The following is a 1,346-nucleotide window of genomic DNA, read 5'->3' as shown; positions in this document are numbered from 1 at the left end:
GGTATACGGATTGTCCATCTTCCAGGAAACAAAACCAGCAATCAAACCACCTATCAAAGCTAAAATAAGGCTGGGTAGGATAACTTTTTTCCTTCCAATGCGATCAGACAAGTAACCTGCTACTGGGATTAGAAAAATGGAAGCGATTGAATAACTGGTGATTATCATACTCGACTGAAAGGATGTTATGTTCACTTTTTCTTCAAAAACCGGCAACACGGGAATAAGCATAGAATTTCCTAGTGTCATGACGAGCGGAATCGAAGCCATGCTTACAATACACCAAGCACTTACCTTCGTATTATCGCATTTCTGATTTTCCATTCATACACCCCATCATAGTTAATACATTGTAGTTTAACCATATATAAAGAAAAACCGTCACGAGAACTAATAACAATTAATAGTTTACAAACCAATAAAAGGGAACCTTTAAAATTTCAAAATATTGAATACACTTTTAGATTTGCAAAAAAAAGCCGTTAAGATCAGCTTTTCAGCTATACCTTAACGACTTTCTTAAATTAAGCTTATAGGCCGCATTTTAATTGTGCGCCACAATTCGTGCATGTATTACATCCGCCCATTTCCTGAACTTCACCTTTACGGCAAACAGGGCAGGTGTTACCTACTTCCGACCCAATCGTAACATTCGTCGAACGCAGTTCATTTATCGTATCAACCAATACGACTTTTTTCTTTTCTTCCACATCTGTTAATTCATCCATTTCAAGTTGCTCATCCATTTGGTTTTCTTCCGCTTTAAGCGTAAGAACCTGACTGTCACGGCTTCCATCTACATACACCGTACCGCCTTTTGCTCCGCCTTTGTATAGACGTTCATATACTTTTTCTACTTGTTCAACGGTATATCCTTTAGGAGCGTTAACCGTTTTACTAATCGAACTGTCAATCCAGCGTTGAATTATGCATTGAACGTCAGCATGAGCTTCAGGAGCCAATTCCATTGCAGAAATGAACCATTCCGGAAGCTTTTCTGGATCCGCTTTTGGATGGCGATCCAAGTATTCCTGTACGATGTCAGCCTTAACCTCAATGAATTTACCAAGACGACCGCTACGGAAATAGGTGAAAGAGAAATATGGTTCAAGACCAGTTGATACCCCAACCATCGTACCTGTGCTGCCTGTAGGAGCAACTGTCAATAAATGAGAATTACGGATGCCATGTGCAGCAACACTTTCTCTGATATCTTCTGGCATTTTTTCCATAAATCCGGTTTGAGTGAAACGCGTTCTAAGCTCATTCGTTTCTTCATCAGTTGACCCGATTAGGAACGGGAAACTGCCCTTTTCTTTAGCAAGGTCTACTGAAGTCCTGTAAGC

General features: G+C 40.0%; 2 protein-coding genes. Both read right to left on the bottom strand.

Features of this window, described 5'->3' with window-relative positions:
* Window positions 1-324 (bottom strand): MFS transporter (locus AC1DUW_RS29085; RefSeq protein WP_477644220.1); only part of this gene is annotated, 324 nt, incomplete at its 3' end.
* Between the two features lie 206 nt (window positions 325-530).
* Window positions 531-1,346 (bottom strand): hypothetical protein (locus tag AC1DUW_RS29080; RefSeq protein WP_477644219.1); only part of this gene is annotated, 816 nt, incomplete at its 5' end.

It is taken from the genome of Peribacillus sp. P4_C12 (assembly GCF_056402095.1).
The sequence above is the reverse complement of the archived record's forward strand: the minus strand, read 5'-3'. Positions and strand labels throughout refer to the sequence as shown.